Annotated in this window: 1 protein-coding gene; it reads right to left on the bottom strand. The window is 61.7% G+C overall.

Annotation, left to right across the window (positions count from 1 at the left end; translation table 11 throughout):
- Window positions 1–410 (bottom strand): reverse transcriptase domain-containing protein (locus INT20_RS17915; protein ID WP_264299239.1); only part of this gene is annotated, 410 nt, incomplete at its 3' end.
- Window positions 411–984: the final 574 nt, after the last annotated feature.

The raw sequence follows: 984 nt of genomic DNA, 5'->3' as shown, positions 1-984 counted from the left end.
TCGTGGTTCACTCGGTCGAAGAAAGCCTCCAGGTCAAGGTCGACCACCCAGCGGTGGCCGGCGGTGACGTGGGCCTTCATGGCCGATACGGCCTGCCTGGCACTGCGCTTGGGGCGGTAGCCGTAACTCGACTCGGAGAAGGTCGGGTCGAAGATCGGCATGAGCGCTTGCGACAGTGCTTGCTGGATGAGCCGGTCGGTGACCGTGGGGATGCCGAGTTGCCGCTCTCCCCCTTTAGGTTTGGGGATAGTGGCGGCTCGGATCTGGCTGGGGTGATACTCATCGGCCAATAGCCGCTCGCGCAGCGTTGGCCAGTACTGCTTCAGGTGGTCAGCCAGTTGATGCACCGTCATGCCATCGACACCCGGTGCGCCTTTGTTGGTGACCACCCGACGGTAAGCTCGCGCCATGTTCTCCGGGTCAACGACCCGTTCCATGAGCGTGGTTGGCTCCGCTTTCGTCCACGATAGCGACGCCGGGATCGTCTCGACGCTCACCGGCCGGGGCGCGGAGTTCTGCTCCTGCCCCTCTGGGTGAGTGACGGTATTAGCGTCGGTTTCTGTCTTCATGATCGATCCTCGAGACGTTATCGCCTACTCGCGGTTCTTCATGTTCGGCCCTTGGCGCCGTGGTGAACCGGCACTTACTATGGCCTCTGCTGACGTCTGGTGATCTATCCCGTCGCCTCTCGACGCCGGTAGCACTGTGGCAGACCACCAGACCTCCCAGGGTAAGACGCGCGACCTTCCCGCTTATGCCTGTCGGATTTACATCATGGCGTTCCGTACAAGTATTGGGCTTTAGTGATCATTGCCACCTCACCCCGCCATGACGCCTCGTATCCGCTTCCTGTTCGTCAGGCCAGCGTTTTGCCTCGGGTTTCCTTCAGATTCTCCCTCGCGGGAGACACCCTTGCCGTCGGCTAGCACTTCCCCTTGCCGGGCGTGCAGGGGACTTTCACCCCCAAGTCATCCTGAGGCACCA

This window comes from Halomonas citrativorans (assembly GCF_014898005.1).
Classification (GTDB): domain Bacteria; phylum Pseudomonadota; class Gammaproteobacteria; order Pseudomonadales; family Halomonadaceae; genus Vreelandella; species Vreelandella citrativorans.
Note: the sequence above shows the minus strand (reverse complement) of the source record. Positions and strands in the feature narration are given on the sequence as shown.